1 protein-coding gene is annotated in these 1,129 nt (G+C 68.6%); it reads right to left on the minus strand.

Annotated features, from left to right (window positions below):
- Positions 1-906: DUF2155 domain-containing protein (locus JHD07_RS31000; protein WP_291629056.1), on the minus strand; the 906-nt coding region annotated here is incomplete at its 3' end.
- Positions 907-1,129 lie beyond the last annotated feature (223 nt).

Below are 1,129 nucleotides of genomic sequence, written 5' to 3' on the forward strand. Positions count from 1 at the left end.
TTGCTGAACCTGCTTGGGCGCAGCCTTCTTCTGGGCCGGCGGCGGAGGCGCCGGCTTAACCGCCGGATCGGGCGCTGCGGTCGCGATGGTCTGCTGCGGCTCTTTGCAGTCGGTGAGCCAGATATCGTAGATCGGATGCTCGACGCCGTGCAGGCCCGGGCTGGCCGCGAACATCCAGCCCGAGAAGATACGCTTCACCTCGCCCTGCAAGGTGATCTCGTCGACCTCGACGAAAGCATCGGTGTTGGCGGCCTCCGTCGCCGGCCGCGTGTAGCAGGCATTGGTCTTGACCCTGAGCGCACCGAACTGAACGGTCTCGCCGATCTCCTCGTCGAAATTGATGATGCGTCCAGTGATCTTGTCGAGACCGGAGAAGGTCGCCTTCTTGTTCACGATCTTCTGGGCCGGCGGCTCCGTCACGACCTCGTCGCCGGGCTGGAGGCTCGCCGGCGCCTGCGGGACCGCGCCCGGAGCACCCTTCTGCTGCGGCTGGCGCTGTCCTGGCGCACCGGGTGGAGCGATCGCTGCGGACGGCGGCTGGTTCGGCGGCGCGACGGTCGAGCCCGGCGGCGGCGCCAGGGGCTGGCTCTCGACGGGCCCTGGCATGACATTGCCCTGCCGCCCCGAAGGCGGCGGCATCGGACGCGACGGCAGCACCCGTCCCTGCGGCGGCAGCTCGGGCACCTCCTCGTCGTCCTCCGGAAACTGCTGCGGCTGGGGCTGGCCACGCGGAATATTGCCCGGCGGCCGCAATGGCGGCGGATCGGAGAAGATCGTGCCGATCTGCGCCTGCGCCGGCGTCGCAGCCGTCAGGGCGGTGGCGGCCAAAAGCGCCGCAAGACCGGTCAAGGAAAAGGTTTTGAACATCTCGCGCGGCTTCAACAGCGAATCGGGCTCGTTGGACATTTTACAGGGGATACCGCCGCTCGCAGGCCATCCGGTTAACACGGCGAATACGGCGGGGAAAGGGCGGCATCCCTGCCCTTCCCGGCGCCGGCTGGCCAGGCCAGCCCTCGAATGGGATAGTCATCAGCCCCCGGCCCCGCCCCAAGGGCCCGAAGGCGGCGTGCCCTCAAAGCGCGACGCACCCCACCATAGCGACAGAGATGTCTTCCCTCCTCGAAGCCGC

The sequence above is a fragment of the Bradyrhizobium sp. genome, assembly GCF_016462955.1.
In the GTDB taxonomy this organism is placed as follows: Bacteria; Pseudomonadota; Alphaproteobacteria; order Rhizobiales; family Xanthobacteraceae; genus Bradyrhizobium.